The 15,804-nt window shown below is 46.0% G+C and carries 17 protein-coding genes and 1 other RNA gene; 8 read left to right on the forward strand and 10 right to left on the reverse strand.

Annotated features, from left to right (window positions below):
* Nucleotides 1-505 precede the first annotated feature (505 nt).
* The 4 genes from VIM72_RS25750 to ffs form a co-directional block, all read right to left on the reverse strand.
* Nucleotides 506-1,216, reverse strand: coding sequence for an MIP/aquaporin family protein (locus VIM72_RS25750; protein WP_332005694.1), 711 nt, complete (start codon nucleotides 1,214-1,216; stop codon nucleotides 506-508).
* 28 nt (nucleotides 1,217-1,244) lie between these two features.
* Complete coding sequence (gene glpK, locus VIM72_RS25755; RefSeq protein ID WP_332005695.1) at nucleotides 1,245-2,738, reverse strand: glycerol kinase GlpK; 1,494 nt, start codon at nucleotides 2,736-2,738, stop codon at nucleotides 1,245-1,247.
* A 151-nt stretch (nucleotides 2,739-2,889) separates the two neighbouring features.
* Nucleotides 2,890-3,540, reverse strand: coding sequence for a fructose-6-phosphate aldolase (fsa, locus tag VIM72_RS25760; protein WP_142686038.1), 651 nt, complete (start codon nucleotides 3,538-3,540; stop codon nucleotides 2,890-2,892).
* A 124-nt stretch (nucleotides 3,541-3,664) separates the two neighbouring features.
* Nucleotides 3,665-3,764: signal recognition particle sRNA small type (gene ffs, locus VIM72_RS25765), an RNA gene on the reverse strand.
* Nucleotides 3,765-3,967: 203 nt separating this feature from the next.
* On the opposite strand from ffs, the gene VIM72_RS25770 reads away from it, so the two are divergent.
* Nucleotides 3,968-4,408: a DUF5684 domain-containing protein gene (locus VIM72_RS25770; RefSeq protein WP_332005696.1), complete on the forward strand. Its 441-nt coding sequence runs from the start codon at nucleotides 3,968-3,970 to the stop codon at nucleotides 4,406-4,408.
* A gap of 49 nt (nucleotides 4,409-4,457) precedes the next feature.
* Here the strand turns inward: VIM72_RS25770 and VIM72_RS25775 are convergent, their stop codons facing one another.
* Nucleotides 4,458-5,198, reverse strand: a complete 741-nt coding sequence (locus VIM72_RS25775; RefSeq protein WP_332005697.1) for an RDD family protein — start codon at nucleotides 5,196-5,198, stop codon at nucleotides 4,458-4,460.
* A 120-nt stretch (nucleotides 5,199-5,318) separates the two neighbouring features.
* Between VIM72_RS25775 and VIM72_RS25780 the strand changes: the two genes are divergently transcribed.
* The 6 genes from VIM72_RS25780 to VIM72_RS25805 all read left to right on the forward strand — a co-directional run bounded on the left by VIM72_RS25780 (nucleotide 5,319) and on the right by VIM72_RS25805 (nucleotide 11,521).
* Nucleotides 5,319-6,314, forward strand: a complete 996-nt coding sequence (locus VIM72_RS25780; RefSeq protein WP_332005698.1) for a stage II sporulation protein M — start codon at nucleotides 5,319-5,321, stop codon at nucleotides 6,312-6,314.
* A 1-nt stretch (nucleotide 6,315) separates the two neighbouring features.
* Nucleotides 6,316-7,140, forward strand: coding sequence for a hypothetical protein (locus VIM72_RS25785; RefSeq protein WP_332005699.1), 825 nt, complete (start codon nucleotides 6,316-6,318; stop codon nucleotides 7,138-7,140).
* On the forward strand, nucleotides 7,137-8,363 hold the full coding sequence (locus tag VIM72_RS25790; protein ID WP_332005700.1) for a DUF4350 domain-containing protein: 1,227 nt from the start codon (nucleotides 7,137-7,139) through the stop codon (nucleotides 8,361-8,363). The genes VIM72_RS25785 and VIM72_RS25790 overlap by 4 nt, the downstream gene beginning before the upstream one ends.
* Nucleotides 8,364-9,344 (forward strand): MoxR family ATPase, encoded by a 981-nt coding sequence (locus tag VIM72_RS25795; protein ID WP_332005701.1) that lies wholly within the window; start codon nucleotides 8,364-8,366, stop codon nucleotides 9,342-9,344.
* A 22-nt stretch (nucleotides 9,345-9,366) separates the two neighbouring features.
* Entirely contained in the window at nucleotides 9,367-10,719 is a 1,353-nt protein-coding gene (locus VIM72_RS25800; protein WP_332005702.1) for a DUF58 domain-containing protein, read from the forward strand.
* Between the two features lie 181 nt (nucleotides 10,720-10,900).
* Nucleotides 10,901-11,521: a hypothetical protein gene (locus tag VIM72_RS25805; protein ID WP_332005703.1), complete on the forward strand. Its 621-nt coding sequence runs from the start codon at nucleotides 10,901-10,903 to the stop codon at nucleotides 11,519-11,521.
* A gap of 59 nt (nucleotides 11,522-11,580) precedes the next feature.
* Here VIM72_RS25805 and VIM72_RS25810 read toward each other — a convergent pair whose 3' ends face one another.
* The 5 genes from VIM72_RS25810 to gatC form a co-directional block, all read right to left on the reverse strand.
* A complete protein-coding gene (locus tag VIM72_RS25810) occupies nucleotides 11,581-12,270 on the reverse strand; it encodes a hypothetical protein (protein WP_332005704.1) in 690 nt (229 codons plus the stop codon).
* Between the two features lie 41 nt (nucleotides 12,271-12,311).
* Nucleotides 12,312-12,902 carry a riboflavin synthase gene (locus tag VIM72_RS25815; RefSeq protein WP_332005705.1) on the reverse strand — a complete coding sequence of 197 codons (591 nt, stop codon included), beginning with the start codon at nucleotides 12,900-12,902 and terminating at the stop codon, nucleotides 12,312-12,314.
* 21 nt (nucleotides 12,903-12,923) lie between these two features.
* Nucleotides 12,924-13,484, reverse strand: a complete 561-nt coding sequence (locus VIM72_RS25820) for a cob(I)yrinic acid a,c-diamide adenosyltransferase (protein ID WP_332005706.1) — start codon at nucleotides 13,482-13,484, stop codon at nucleotides 12,924-12,926.
* 87 nt (nucleotides 13,485-13,571) lie between these two features.
* Complete coding sequence (locus tag VIM72_RS25825; RefSeq protein WP_332005707.1) at nucleotides 13,572-14,273, reverse strand: ABC transporter ATP-binding protein; 702 nt, start codon at nucleotides 14,271-14,273, stop codon at nucleotides 13,572-13,574.
* A gap of 5 nt (nucleotides 14,274-14,278) precedes the next feature.
* On the reverse strand, nucleotides 14,279-14,569 hold the full coding sequence (gene gatC / locus VIM72_RS25830; protein ID WP_332005708.1) for an Asp-tRNA(Asn)/Glu-tRNA(Gln) amidotransferase subunit GatC: 291 nt from the start codon (nucleotides 14,567-14,569) through the stop codon (nucleotides 14,279-14,281).
* A 185-nt stretch (nucleotides 14,570-14,754) separates the two neighbouring features.
* Here gatC and trpS point away from each other — a divergent pair, with 185 nt between their 5' ends.
* Nucleotides 14,755-15,762 carry a tryptophan--tRNA ligase gene (trpS, locus tag VIM72_RS25835; RefSeq protein WP_332005709.1) on the forward strand — a complete coding sequence of 336 codons (1,008 nt, stop codon included), beginning with the start codon at nucleotides 14,755-14,757 and terminating at the stop codon, nucleotides 15,760-15,762.
* The last annotated feature ends 42 nt before the right edge of the window (nucleotides 15,763-15,804 follow it).

Here is a 15,804-nt window from a genome sequence, read left to right on the forward strand (position 1 = left end):
AATTGGTTGGTAGTGCTTTGTGGGTGGTGTTTACCGGGAGATAGTTGCGAGGATTGTTGCGGAATTTGTCTGACTCAGGATTATGATGATTATAATGATTAACATGATTTGACTTTTGTTTTTGATTTTGGGAGAATTTTAGAAGATTTAGGCTAATTACCGGGTTTGCTGGTTCAGAGATTGATGCTTGTAAGGCTTAAATAGATTATTAATTTTTCAGGTAGGCTAGATCAGTGGATTGCAGACAATTGGCGCTGTTTTTTGATTCCTGCTATAAACCAGAAGACGCATTGCCAATGTTAATATTGGCAATGCGTCTTCTGGTTTATTTGAGATTTACGGCCTTCTATTTAAACACAGCAGACGCCATTAAATATTACCCAGGGAGAGATATTGCAACCAATTGCTCCAAATCTTCCAAAATTCTCCCAAAAACAAAAATAAAAGTCAAATCATGTTAATCATTATAATCATCATAATCCTGAGTCAGACAAAATCCGCATGCTTAGTGCAGGAGGTACTGGTACAGGAAAGCTGCGGCCGCTGCGCCGGCAAGTGGGCCGAGAATGGGGATCCATGCGTAGCTCCAGTCGCTGTTGCGTTTGCCTGGAATGGGGAGGAGGGAGTGCATCAGTCGTGGACCGAAATCCCTTGCGGGGTTGATGGCATAGCCAGTAGGGCCGCCTAGCGACAAGCCGATGGCCAACACCACGAAAGCTACTGGCAGCGCATCCAATGAACCGATGCCGGCGGTGGGGCCGGTGATATATAAGATGGCCAGGATGAATACCATGGTAGCAATGAACTCCGTGAGGAAGTTATACTTCGGGTTGCGGATGGCCGGGATAGTACAGAATACGCCCAGCTTGGTATCAGCATCGGGTGTTTCATCGAATTGCTTTTTATAAGCGAGCCATACCAGGAGTGCGCCGAGCATAGCGCCGGTTATCTGCGCAGCTATATAGGCGGGAACATTCTCCCATGGAAACTTCCCTTGCAGCGCCTGGGCAAAAGTGACAGCAGGGTTGAGGTGCGCGCCGCTGTATTTGGCAGTGGCATATACGCCGATGAACACCGCCATGCCCCATCCCAGGGTGATAACAATCCAGCCGCCCTGGTTGCCTTTGGATTTGTTGAGAATTACGCTGGCTACCACGCCGTCGCCCAATACGATGAGGAATGCGGTACCAACCAGTTCAGCTAAAAAAGGTGACATAAGGAATATTGATAAACGTGGGTGAATGTTATTCTTCGGTCCATGCCTGGGCCGCCCTGATGGCGCGTTTCCACTCGTTGCACAAGCGTTTGTTTTCCGCAGGTTCCATCGCAGCATCGAAGGTGGCGTCTATTTTCCATTGTTGTGCAATGGTTTCGATGCTGTCCCAGAAGCCAATGGCAAGCCCGGCAAGATATGCTGCGCCCAGTGCGGTGGTTTCTGTAATAGTAGGACGAACCACTCTTAGGTTGAGCAGATCGGCCTGGAACTGCATGAGCAGGTTATTTTTTGTAGCGCCGCCATCTACCCTTAGCTCGGAGATGGGCATACCGGCATCTGCTTCCATGGCTTTCATGACGTCCATTGTTTGAAAGGCGATGCTATCAAGGGCAGCGCGGGCGATGTGGGCGGCGGTAGAGCCGCGGGTGAGGCCCACCATGGTACCACGGGCATGCTGGTTCCAGTAAGGAGCGCCCAGGCCGGCAAATGCAGGTACCAGGTATACGCCATCGCTGTGAGGTACGCTGGCGGCCAGTTTTTCTATATCGGCAGAATGGCGGATTATACCAAGACCATCACGGAGCCATTGCACCACCGCGCCGCCAATGAAAATGCTGCCTTCCAGCGCGTAGGTGGTTTTACCGTTGATTTTCCAGGCTACGGTGGTAAGCAGGTTGTTTTTGGAAGGAATAGGTTTATCGCCGGTATTCAACACCATAAAACAGCCGGTGCCATAGGTATTTTTAAGCATGCCGGGTTGTGTGCATAACTGCCCGAACAAAGCTGCCTGTTGGTCGCCGGCAATACCGGCAATGGGAATGCGATAGGGGGTAAGGTTGGCTTCCGAGTAACCATACACCTCGCTGGACTGCTTTACTTCCGGCAACATGGAGGCGGGAATATCGAAGAGGTCCAGCAGCTCCTGGTCCCAGTGCATATCGTGGATGTTGAACAACAACGTGCGGGAAGCATTGCTTACGTCTGTAATGTGTAGCTTGCCGTTGGAGAAGTTCCATACCAGCCAGCTGTCGACCGTACCAAATGCGAGCTCGCCGTTATCTGCTTTCCGGCGGGCGTCTGGCACATTATCGAGGATCCATTTTATTTTGGTACCAGAGAAGTAAGCGTCGATGCGCAGGCCGGTTTTATCTTTCACCAGTTGTTCCTTCCCTTCTTTGATGAGGGAGTCGCAATAGGCGGCCGTGCGCCTGTCTTGCCACACAATGGCGTTATGTATGGGTTTGCCGGTGCGTTTGTCCCATACGATGGTAGTTTCGCGTTGATTGGTGATACCGATGGCGGCAATGTTTTCCCCGGACACTCTTAATTTGAGTATGGCTTCGGCGGCTACACTGGCCTGTGAGGTCCAGATTTCCATTGCATCATGTTCTACCCATCCGGGTTGGGGGAATATCTGTTTGAATTCTTTCTGGGCAACTGCTTTGATGCCGCCATTGTGGTCAAAAATAATGGCGCGGGAGCTGGTGGTACCCTGATCCAGCGAAAGAATATATTTTCCCATTGGCTTTTCGTTTATATATTACCGGGTTTACGTGGATATTATTACTGAATTTAGATAAATTATCCAACAAAACATGATCATCTCCCGGAGGGAAAAAAAATCCCCGGCGCAATTACTGCACCGGGGATACACCATCTAAAAAATATTGAGACTACATTTTCTTTGCGTCTTCCAGGAATTTAGCGAGACCGATATCTGTTAACGGATGTTTCAGCAGGCCGAGGATAGAATCTAACGGGCAGGTACATACGTCGGCGCCTACTTCCGCACATTTCACGATATGAAGTGCGCTACGGATAGAGGCTGCCAGGATTTCGGTTTTGTAACCCTGTAAGCTGTAGATCTGTGCAATCTGAGCGATCAGTTCCACGCCATCCCAATTGGTATCGTCTATACGGCCAATGAAGGGAGAAACGTAAGCTGCCCCTGCTTTAGCAGCCAGGATAGCCTGACCGGCAGAGAACACCAGGGTGCAGTTGGTTCTGATACCATTGTCGGTAAACCATTTGATGGCTTTTACGCCGTCTTTTATCATAGGCACTTTCACCACGATATTCGGGTGAATAGCGGCCAGTTTTTTACCTTCTTCAATGATGGAATTAAAATCGGTAGAGAGCACTTCTGCACTTACATCACCATCTACTATTTCGCAGATATCTTCGTAATGTTTAATAATTGCAGCGTCGCCTTTAATACCTTCTTTGGCCATGAGAGAAGGATTGGTGGTTACACCATCCAGAACGCCAAGATCATGAGCTTCTTTGATTTGCGCCAGATTAGCTGTATCGATAAAGAATTTCATACTATGATAAATTAGTTGTCAGGAAATGAACCGTTTGTGGAGATGCCGTCATTAGTGAAGAGGTGGAGAAAATAGCAACCAGGATACTATTGACAAGCAACTAATGACAATAAAACAAAGAAAAAAAAGGCAAGTTACTTATATCGCACCGCTACAACCACCTACCCTTGCTACATTCCTGTCCTGGGGGAGTTCAGTAGGAGCTGGTCGTATAAGACTTGCCGGTTGCAAAGGTAATATAATGCGCTGAATATCCAAATATTAGAAATGGAAATGTTGAAATATTTTTTAAAACCGTAGGAATACGTATTCTTTGAAGGTTAATACTGATTACGCTATGTAATGGGAAAAATTATATATATTTGGAAAGCGAACGTATCCCAAATTATATTGTCATTCATTTTTTTAAACCACTTAAACCTCAATTATGGAAACAAGTTATGAAAGCAGCAGTGCCTTCGGCGCCATGTTCAGTGGCGTATTTTTAATTATCTGTTTAGCGTTTCTCGTCTTTTTTGTCATCTGCATGTGGAAAGTATTCGAGAAAGCCGGCCAGGAAGGCTGGAAAGCAATTATCCCTATCTACAATGTTTATGTACTTACACAAATTATTGGCAAGCCCTGGTATTGGGTGATCCTGATGTGTATTCCCTACATCGGCGCCATTTGGGGTATCTGGGCTACCAACCTGCTCAGTAAAAGTTTCGGCAAAACCGAAGGGTTTACGGTAGGGCTGATATTGTTGCCTATCGTGTTTTACCCTATCCTTGCATTCGACCGCACTATTGTGTACAAAGGTCCTGCAGGCGATCCCACCCGTTTCAATAATGTAAACGACGATCTTAATTCGATAGGAAAAACGGCCTGATCAAAATAAGTGTTATGAACGAGGCGGCTGAGATGATCAGCCGCCTTTTTTAATGCTCCTGCGTAGTATAATAATTATAATCATTCAGCACCGTCTCAAGAAAATAAGTATTAGGAAGTTCCGACTCAATATGCAGCACTTCCTTTACCCGCATCGCCACCCTGCCGGCGAGGTCTTCATCATTTGCCTTCAGCGCGCGGTCCAGCAGGTCTTTTACTTTATTCATATCCCTGTCAGACAGTTTCATGATCTGCGGGAACTGCGGTTTGTAATCGCTGTTGGAAAGATCGCGGAAGATGGTTTCTTCAATACTGCCTTTTCTTTTGGTACTGATCACGATGGTACCGGCTACCAGATCGCCCAGCCGTTGGTTATAAGGAGTGCGCACAATAGATACGGTAGGGATAATGACTGGCACCAGCATGAAAAAATATAACGGTGTTTCTATGATACGGAATATCCATCTTATCAGGTGCTGGCTGATGCTTGGCTGGTTGCCCGTCATGCTTACCACCTGCAGGCTCAGTATTTTTTTGCCGGGCGTTTGTCCTTTCATCCCTATTTCCGTGGCAGGGAAATAAAACAACAGGGGTAGAAATACAAGGAAGAAATAGAGGCCTATATGCCCTTCCATTTCTATGCGAAAGGAACTTAATGTCATATACGCCACCAGGTAATAAAAGGCGCGGATGGCGAAATCGATGAGCCAGGCCAGGAATCTTTTCATGATGTCTGCTGATTCAAATTCCAGGTCTATATTGAAAGAAGTCGGTATTTTTATATCTGCCATACTCAAATTTACATATTTGTTTATATATTGTTAAACGATTTAGTATGTTTGCCGGTATTTCCCCATTAGTAACCCATTACTGTAGGTGATATCTGTATTTTAAAAGGGAAAGGACTCACTATGAGAGAATCGCTGTTTATCAAAAAGAATTTGTCGCGCTGGAAGAAATACCAGGAGGAACCGACAGACGACCCTGATGAAATGGCGGAAAGATTTGTATCACTGTTAGATGATCTGTCTTACGCTAAAACTTTTTACAGCTTCAGTAAAGTAACCCGTTATATCAACGGTTTGGCTGCGGGTATTTATCACCGCATTTACCAGAACCGCAAGGAAGATGTAGGACGTTTCCAGTTGTTTTTTAAATATGAATTGCCGTTGCTGTTCCGCAAGCATCACCGGTTGTTATTATTTACGCTTTGTTTCTTTTTATTGTTCTGTATAATCGGTGCATTTTCATCGGCGCATGATGAAACCTTTGTGCGGGGCGTATTAGGAGATGAGTATGTAAATATGACCGAGCGGAACATTGCGAATAAGGATCCTTTCGGCGTATATAAAGATGGTAATCCTATACTGATGTTTTTCCGGATTGCCTACAACAACATCATGGTATCTTTCTATTGCTATTTAGGCGGCATTTTCCTGGGTGTTGGCTCCATGTACCTGTTGCTGCGCAATGGCGTGATGCTGGGCGTTTTCCAGTATATCTTCTTCTCACACGGGCTGGGCTGGAAATCTATCCTGGTGATCTGGATACATGGCACGCTGGAAATATCCAGTATTGTGATTGCAGGTTGCGCAGGCATCATCATGGGTAAAAGCATCCTGTTTCCCGGTACGCGGAAAAGGCTGGATTCTCTTCGCAAAGGCGCTAAAGACGGTATTAAGATCATGGTAACCCTGATCCCGGTATTTGTTGTGGCAGCTTTCCTGGAAAGTTTTGTAACCAGGTATACGGAGATGCCGTTGCCGGTAAGCCTTTTTATCCTCCTCGGCTCACTGGCCTTTATACTGGGCTACTTTATTTTTTATCCCATTTACCTGCATAAGAAAGGATATCGATTGAGTGCGGAAGGGAAAGTATTAACACCATTTATCCTTTCAAAGCAGTAACATGAATATTTTTCACCGGATTAAATACAGCCTGCTGTTACTGCTGCTTTGCGGGGCCCTTCAAAGCAGGGCGCAAAATGAACAAACTGCCGCAAGTAAGGAGGAATACGACAGCTTATTACAGGCAAGGATCACAGAAGATAGTATCGCTACCATAAACGCCGCTGCAGAAGCGGAAGCACCCCTCGCCGAATCAGATGAAAATTATGAAGAAGAAGCGCCTCCCTTCCAGTTGCGCACAGTACAGGATTCACTGGTGAAAGCCCTGAAGAAAGATAAAAAGCTGCAGTATAAAGACATACCACCGGAACCACCACCGGACAACTCCTGGATGCAAAGGTTCTTAATGGCTTTGTTTTCTGCCATCAGCACTATCCGTATTATTATAATGCTGTTGCTGCTGGCGGGCTTGGGTTTCCTGGTATATTGGTTTATGAAAAACAATGGCATTGGCTTCTTCCGTAAACCCCAGTTAATAGAAGGTTTAACAGAAGTACATGAGGAAGAGCTGCACAGTGCGCAGGAATATGAAGAGAAGATAAAAGCGGCGATAGCAGCAGGGGAAATGCGGCAGGCCATCCGCTGGTGGTACCTGTATACCTTGTTCCAGCTGGCAGGCCGGGAACTGATAGTACCGGGAAGAGAGAAAACCAACAACGATTACCTGCGCAGTATGCGGAGCACCCCGTATTATAAAAAGTTTGCCACATTAACGTTAGACTATGAATATATCTGGTATGGAGGGTTTGATGTAAGTGAGGAAAATTTCAGGAATATCAACCAGGAGTTCAGGGATTTTAATAACACAATCGGAAAAGTTTCGTGAAGAAGAAGCCTATATATGCGATCCTGTCTGTTTTGCTGCTGCTGGTAGTACTGGTGGTGGCAAGCGGAAATTTTGCGAACAGGAAGAATGAGCAGTCTACCGATATGACGCAATCCTCTTTTTACAGCAAAGATAAAAAGGCGGGTGGCGCATATGCCGCTTTCAGAATGCTGCCGCAACTGTTCCTGAGAAATTCTGTACAGGTGGTAACAAAGCCATTTGCACGAACTTTTGATAAAGACAACGAAATAAAGTTCCGCAATAATGTATATATCCTGGTGGCCGACCGGCTGTTTATCACCGAAAAGGATATAGCAGCTATGCTGGATTATGTATCGCGGGGAAATGAACTGTTTATTGCTGTTAATACGCCGGATCCCCTGCTGGAACAAACGCTGAAGTTTGTTACCGTGGAAAGCAACAACATGCAATTCAAAAAAGAAGGCGTTGTACAGCGGTATGCAGATGAAACCATCCCATTGGATACTTCCTTCAGTTACCCGGGAATGGTGAGCGGCAGTTATTTTTCAGGGGTAGATAGCAATACTACCAGCATACTGGGCTACAACTATAAGAACAAACCTAATTTTATCCGTGTTGCCTACAATCGTGGTTACGTTTACCTGCTGCTGAATCCATACACTTTTACCAATTATTTTTTACTGCACCGCGATAATGTGAAAGCACTGGAAACGCAGTTGTCGTACCTGGCAGACGGCGCCAGCAATGTATACTGGGATGATTTTTATAATAACCAGCATAGTGCACAGTCGGGTGATTTCAGCGAGTGGCAGGTGCTGATGCGCTACCCATCTATGCGCTGGGCGCTATGGCTCGCCGTAGTATTGCTGCTGCTGTATGTATTGTTTGAAAGCAAGCGCCGGCAGCGGATCATTCCGGATAAGCCGCCTGTTGTCAACACTTCGCTGGAGTTTGTGGATGCCATCGGCCAGTTGTATTATCAACAGCATAATAACTACAACCTGGCCCATAAAATGATCGTTCATTTTATGGAGTATATCCGTTCCCGTTATTACCTGAACACGAATGTACTGAACGATGAATTTATTGCTTCGCTATCGCGTAAATCGGCAGTAGCGGAAGAAGAGATAAGAAAGCTGTTGCAAATGGTGCATCATGTTCAGCTGGAAGAAAATATCAGTGATGAGCAGCTGAAAGACTTTTATAACCGCATTCAACAATTTTATATAAATACGAAATAAATGGATACCAATACATTTCAACCCAGGACTGATTTTTCTGCCTTGCATGAAGGTGTGGAAGCTATCAGGGAGCAGATAGGTAAAGTAATAGTAGGGCAGCACCAGATGGTGGACCTGCTGATAGCGGGCTTGCTTACGCAGGGGCATGTACTGATTGAAGGTGTTCCCGGTGTAGCCAAAACACTCACCGCCAAGTTGCTGGCACAATGTGTGGATGCTGATTTCAGCCGCATCCAGTTTACACCTGACCTGATGCCGGCGGATGTACTGGGCACTTCTGTTTTTAACCCGCAAACCAGGGAGTTTGAATACAAGAAAGGACCCATTTTCAGCAACCTGGTGTTGATCGATGAGATAAACCGCGCCCCGGCAAAAACACAGTCGGCCCTGTTTGAAGTAATGGAGGAAAGACAGATCACCAACGACGGTACCACCTGGTCGCTGGACCGGCCTTTCATGGTGATAGCCACACAAAACCCAATTGAGCAGGAAGGTACTTACCGGTTACCGGAAGCGCAGCTGGACAGGTTCCTGTTTAAGATAGAAGTAAAATATCCCAACCTGGAAGAGGAGGTAGCGGTATTACGCGGTATCCATCATTTCAGCGGTACAACAGACCTTACAAAAATGATCAGCAAAGTAGTAACTACCACGCAGATCATAGAATTCCAGAACCTGGTAAGACAGGTAGTGGTAGATGAAAAGCTGTTCCACTACATTGCCTCCATCATCAATGAAACACGTATGAACTCATCGCTGTACCTGGGTGCATCACCGCGTGCATCCATTGCCGTTATGAACTGCGCTAAAGCATCTGCCGCAATGAAGAACCGTGATTTTGTGATCCCCGACGACGTGGTGGAAATGGTGCCGCATGTATTGCGCCACCGCATTATGCTTACTCCTGAAAAAGAAATGGAAGGCATCAAAACAGATGACGTGATTGCACAGATCGTAAAATCGATAGAGGTACCGAGATAATCATCTCCAAGAAGATATTAGTATGTCAGCCACTGTGAAAAATAATTTATTCCAGATACTCTTTTTTACCAACAGGCTTTACTTCCTGCTGGGAGGGAATATCCTGTTGTTTATCCTTTCGTTTTTTGTTCCGCGCCTTTTCAATATTGCATTGATCGCTTTTATTGTGCTGATGGGCATTGTATTGCTGGATATGATCCTGCTGATCCTGCGCCCTTCCACTATTGTATCGATGGAACGTAAAACAGGCAACCGTTTCAGTAATGGTGATGACAACGAGGTGTTGCTGGATTTCCGGAACGGGTACCCGTTCCCGGTGTTTGTATCTGTGATAGATGAGCTGCCATTGCAGTTCCAGCGCCGCGATTTTTTATTGAAAGCAAAGGTGGCAACAGGAGGCGCGCATATTTTCCGGTATGTGTTGAGGCCGGTAGAAAGAGGTGTGTATAATTTTGGTTACAGCAACGTATTTGTAAGAAGCGCGCTAGGTATTGTGAACCGGCGTTTTGTATTTAATAATGAGCAAACCATCAGCGTATATCCCAGCTTTCACCAGCTGCGGCACTATGCGTTGTATTCCTATATGAACCGGTTGAATGAGCTGGGAGTGCATAAGCGCCGGGTCATTGGTCATAGTATGGAATTTGATCACATCAAACCGTATACAAAAGGGGATGATGTGCGTATGCTGAACTGGAAAGCCACTGCCCGCAGCGGTAACCTGATGATCAATAATTACGTGGAAGAGAGATCGCAGCAGGTGTACTCCATTATCGACAAAGGCCGTAATATGAAGATGCCTTTCAATGGATTATCGCTGCTGGATTATGCGATCAATTCATCGCTGGTGTTTAGTAATGTGGCGGTAGACAAAGGAGACAAAGCCGGGCTGGTTACTTTCACGGAAAACAAAGTAGAGGTACTGGCTGCCAGCAATAAAAAAGTGCAGGTGAACAAGATCCTGGAAACGCTGTATGCACAGGAAACATTGTGGCAGGAGAGCGACTACGAAGCTTTGAGCGTGCAACTGCGCAGCAGTTTATCCACAAGGTCGCTGCTGATGATCTATACTAATTTTGAGTCAATGTCCAGCCTGCACCGGCAGTTACCTTTTTTACGGCGTTTGGCGCGTTATCACCTGGTGCTGGTAGTGTTTTTTGAGAATACAGAGTTGAAGCGGGTAACAGAACAAACTGTGCAGGATATAGAAGGTATTTACAAGCAAACCATTGCGCAGAAGTTTGCCTATGATAAAAAGCTCATTGTAAAGGAGCTGGCTAAATATGGTATTATGTCGTTATTGAGCCCCCCGGAGCAGCTGACGCTGAATGTAGTGAACAAGTACCTGGAGTTGAAGTCGCGTATGCTGATATGACAATGTTCTGTTTTGGTAAGTGTTGTTAAAATAGATTCAATATCTCCCTTTGTTATCTTTTAATTAAATCCGCGAGTGCTTATCATGATCTTTTAATGAGCGCCACACCCCGTATAAGAAATACCTATATTTACTATTCCAATTATCCATTTGTGACCACAATTTGTAAAATTAACCCGGGATGAAAGATACAGTCCTCGCAAAAGCTTTGCTCTGTAGCGCGTTGCTAATACTGGTTGCCTGTTCCAAAGACAAGAACATAAGCAACGAAGAAACAGATACACCTGTACAGGAAAATAAGAAGTATGAATATGTTTATGACAACAAAACTATTATTGACTTTAAGGTCTATCGCGGCACTGTAAATGGTGGAAAAGATGTAACGCCGGAAATAACCCCGGAAGAGCTATGGAATACCACCAAACTGGAATATGGAAAATATGAGAAACTGGCTGTTTCCAATGATTCTATTTCAGAGTTACCTTACAAATATGAAGAAAGCAATTACCGGTATAAAACCAGTAATGATTCTCTGTATGCCTTGAAGAACGCCAATCTCTGGCTGTGGTATGGTACAAAGATGAATGACCGTATTGAATATATCATCAGTTTTTACGCCTTTGCAAGGGGGCGCCAGGGATATTCACTGACAATGAATAGTTATGAACGGGGAATTGTAAATGGAAAAGATTTTTTCAACGACAATCCTTACCGCTTCAAGGATGTACAAAGCATGACAGACAAGAACGACCTCGTAGCATGGCTTACAGTTAAATATACGTTCAAAAAGAGCGTACAGTAAAGAAACGAATAATGAGTTTAGTAACCGCGAAGCATGTATGGACGTTTGCTAAGATTTAATTAATTTCTCCGTTTCTTCCTAAAGATGCCGTCGGTATTCTTCATGATAAGTGAATCTGCGTCCGGCGCTTGTTTTACGGGAATCACCGAGCGCAGGTAGAGGCGGTTGTTATGTTTGTACCAGGCTTCCACGGTCACTGATTTTACCGTATCGTTTTTAGGTAGTAAGAGATCCTGCCCAATTAATTTCCCATCTGAAGCAGCAAAGCGGACAGCGCTTGTGTCGAGCGGAAATACTTTCCCACTGCTGAATTTTCCTTCTATATTCAGGTAAAAACGGATATCGCGTTTTATACTGTCGGCGTAATGATTGAAGCGTATGCCGGTGATAACCGGTAGTTGCAGGAAGGCTTCATGGGTAGAGTTATCCGGCGTGGTAACGGTAAGGGTTATACGGTAATTGTCTTTTACCAGTTGTTCCCTGTTAAAACGTAGTACGCCGTTTTGTACTTGCCCGTTGCTGCTGTTTACGGTTAGTTTGTTCCAGCGGAGATTTCCATCCAGCAGGCCTGTTGTTTGCTGGGTAGAGCTGTCGGTATAGGTAAGCCGTATGCCTAGTGGCGCTGTGTTGTACAATTCGGTTACCGCATCGGCGTCATAAAAGGCTGTTATGCGCGCTACTTTCGCCTGCTGTGCATTGGCCGGCAGGGTAGAAAAAAGAATGGTGCAGAGCAGGAGATATTTCAGCATGCGGTTCCCATTTATTTTAGCGATGGCGGTTGGCCCAGGCATTAATTCCTAACCGCTAATTGCCTGGCCACGTATTTACCGAGAATATCAAATTCCAGGTTTACGAGGTTGCCGGTTTTTATTTTTGATATGTTGGTGAATTCGTAGGTGTATGGAATGATGGCTACGGAGAATTCATCGTTGGTAACGTTGAAAACGGTGAGACTGATACCGTTGAGGCAGATGCTTCCTTTTTCCACGATCAGCGCTGCAAATTCGGAGGGATAGCGGAAGCGGTAAAGCCAGCTGCCATCCTGTTCCTGGCAGGAGAGGCATTCGCCTACGCTGTCTACATGGCCTTGCACCAGGTGCCCGTCGATGCGGCCGTTGAACACCATTGCCCTTTCCAGGTTTACGAACTGGGTGGGGCTGAGCTGGCCGAGGTTTGTTTTTTGCAGGGTTTCATCTATTGCCACGGTTTCGTAGGTATTACCCTTTATATTGGTAACGGTTAAGCAAACACCGTTGTGCGACACGCTCTGGTCTATTTTCAATTCGGCTGCCAGTGGCGTTTGTATCGTGAGCACCAGGTTGCTGCCTTCTTTCCTGGTGGATACTACTTCTGCTTGTGTTTCTATGATTCCTGTAAACATTTGACAAATTTAAGCAATTTTCTAAACCCGGGGTTTCCAGGGGATTTCGGCGGCGCCCAGTTTATGGCCGGTCCAGCGGGCCAGGACAAAGAGATAATCGCTGAGGCGGTTAATATACTTCAGTACCAGTGGCTCAATGAACATATCATGTTCCTGCATGCCTACGCAGAGGCGTTCTGTGCGGCGGCATACACAGCGGGCAATGTGGCAGGTAGATACGGCTACATGTCCGCCGGGAAGGATGAACGACTTCATCACGGGGAGTTCCTCGTTCATCTGGTCGATGCTTTTTTCCAGAAGGGTGATATCGGCTTCATGGAGGTCCGGTATTTTCAGTTTGGTTTCTTTGTCGGGGTCGCAGGCCAGTGCGGCCCCTATGGTAAAGAGGCGGTCCTGTATTTCGCGGAGCAGGCTTTTGGTATCTGCGTCTGCCATGTAATCGTTTACCAGGCCGATGTAGGAGTTAAGCTCATCCACGGTGCCGTAGGCATCAATGCGCACATCGCTTTTGGGTACTTTGGTGCCGCCGATGAGGGATGTTTTGCCTTTATCGCCTGTTTTAGTATATATTTTGAAAGACATGGGTGTTGGTGTTGATTGGTTGCAAATTACGAATAACGGCGTTACGGGAAGGATCCTGTAACGCCGTTATTTTATGATGCGAATATTTTACGCGTGTACTTTTTCGTTGATGCGGTCTGATTCGATAACGCCATCGCGGAGGCGGATAACGCGGCGGGCGTGATCGGCAATATCTTCTTCATGGGTAACCAGTACTACGGTATTACCGGAGGCGTGTATGGTACCGAAGATCTCCATGATTTCCACGGATGTTTTAGAATCGAGGTTACCGGTGGGTTCATCGGCGAGGATGAGGGAGGGATCATTTACCAGGGCGCGGGCGATGGCCACGCGTTGGCATTGTCCGCCGGAAAGCTCGTTGGGTTTGTGTTTATAGCGTTCGCCCAGGCCTACTTTTTTCAGCATGGCGATGGCTCTTTCCTCTCGTTCCTTTTTGCTTACGCCGGCATAGATGAGGGGGATGGCCACATTTTCCAGGGCGGTAAGCCGGGGCATGAGGTTGAATTGCTGGAATACAAAGCCTATTTCCTTACCGCGTACAACGGCCAGGTCATTATCTTCCATTTTGCTCACGTCATGTCCGCTGAGAACGTATTTCCCTGCGGTGGGAGTGTCCAGGCATCCGAGGATGTTCATGAGGGTCGACTTCCCGGAGCCGGAGGGCCCCATGAGCGCTACATATTCATTTTTGAAGATGTCCAGCGATACGCCTTTTAGTACCGGTAATTCATTTTTACCGAGAAAATAGCTTTTCCTGATTTCTTCCAGGTGTATGACGGACTTTTCCATGTGGGTTATTTCTTTATTATTTTCGGCACTTTAAAGTATTCCTCCGTGGCGGAAGGCGCGTTTTTCAGTGCTTCTTCACGGGTGATCACGGGCATAACCTTATCTTCCCTGAAAACATTATAATCATCTGTCAGATGAAGTAATGGTTTTACGTTGGTCGTATCCAGTTCATTGAGTTTCTCCACAAAGGTGATCATCCTCTGGAGGTCTCCGCGTATTTCAATCTTCTCCTGGTCATTGAATTCCAGTCTGGCCAGATCGGCCAGCTGCTGCACCAGTACGTCGTTCACTTCCATAATCAAATTAAATCAAAAGATAATGAAATATAAATGGTAAATATGATAGTATCTCAAAATTAGGGATAAACGGACAGAATAAAGTGCTTTTGATCATCTGCTTTTGGCTTTTGGCGTTTTTTTTACAAAACAGCCTGTTGTGAATGGCTAAAAGCTAAAAGCTATTCTTTAAATTGCGCCCTGTTATGGCTACTGAAAAAGAAATTGTGGTAAGCGGCATACGCCCTACCGGTTATTTGCATTTAGGTAATTATTTTGGTGCGATCCGTAATTATATCCGGATGCAGGACGAGTTTAACTGCTATTTTTTTGTGGCAGACTGGCATTCACTGACCACCCATCCTGATCCGAAGGATCTTCCGGGGAATGTAATGCGGGTACTGGCGGAGAATATTGCGTCAGGACTGGATCCTGAAAAAGTATCGCTGTATGTACAGAGTGATATTCCTGAAATAGCGGAGTTGTACCTGCTGATGAATATGCTGGCCTATGTGGGCGAGCTGGAGAAGGTACCTACCTTTAAAGATAAGGTGCGGCTGCAGCCGCAGAATGTGAACGCAGGGTTACTTACTTACCCGGTGCTCATGAGTGTGGATATCCTGATCCAGCGCGCGGTAAAAGTGCCGGTAGGAAAGGACCAGGGGCAACACCTGGAAATGGCGCGTAACTTCGCCCAACGGTTCAATCACCGTTATGGTGACCTGTTCCCCGAACCAGAGGCGTTTAACTATGGCGACAGCCTGGTACGTATTCCCAGTTTAGATGGTAATGGCAAGATGAGTAAAAGTGAGAATGAGCTGGCCACTTTATACCTGGCAGATGAAGATGATAAGATCATCAACAAGATCAAAAAAGCAAAAACCGACAGTGGTTCCGGTGAACCAGGAGCGCCTGTACCTGAAACGGTACAGAACCTGCTGGACCTGATGAAACTGGTGTCTGCCCCGGATGCGGTACCATTCTATGAATCAGAATGGAATAACAAGGGCAATATCCGTTTCGGAGATCTGAAGAAGCAGTTGGGAGAAGACATGGTGAAATTTATATCGCCTATACGCGAGCGCTCGAAAGAGTTGCAGCGTGATACCGGCTATTTGAAGAAGATCATGAAAGCCGGTGCAGAAAAGGCCAGGGCGAATGCGGCACAAACTTTGCAACAGGCGAAAAAACTAATTGGTATAAATTATTATTGAAAAAGTCGCCAACTGTAGCTATTTTCAATATTAACCACCTCA

Source organism: Chitinophaga sp. (genome assembly GCF_036569185.1).
GTDB lineage: Bacteria > Bacteroidota > Bacteroidia > Chitinophagales > Chitinophagaceae > Chitinophaga.